Here is a 302-nt window from a genome sequence, read left to right as displayed (position 1 = left end):
TTGTATCGGGTGGAGTGGTCGACGTCGGTGCCGGCGGTGGAGGTGGGTGATGTGCGGTTTGTGGAGTTGGTGGGTGGTGCTGATGTGGTGGCGTCGGTGCATGAGTTGGCGGTTCGGGCGTTGGAGTTGGTGCGGGAGCCGGATGCGCGGGTGGTGTTCGTGACTCGGGGTGTGGTGGGTGGTGCGGATCCTGCTGCTGCGGTGGTGTGGGGTCTGGTGCGGTCGGCTCAGCGGGAGTTGCCGGGTCGGTTCTGGCTGGTGGATGTCGAGGGTGATGGGGATCCGGTTGTCACGGGTGAGCC

General features: G+C 66.2%; 1 protein-coding gene. It reads left to right on the top strand.

Features of this window, described 5'->3' with window-relative positions; genetic code table 11:
* Positions 1–302 (top strand): SpnB-like Rossmann fold domain-containing protein (locus IO36_RS47810; protein ID WP_037626624.1); only part of this gene is annotated, 302 nt, incomplete at both ends.

The sequence above is a fragment of the Streptomyces aureus genome, assembly GCF_000725495.1.
GTDB classification, from domain to species: domain Bacteria; phylum Actinomycetota; class Actinomycetes; order Streptomycetales; family Streptomycetaceae; genus Streptomyces; species Streptomyces aureus_B.
This window is presented reverse-complemented; position numbering and strand designations above follow the sequence as displayed.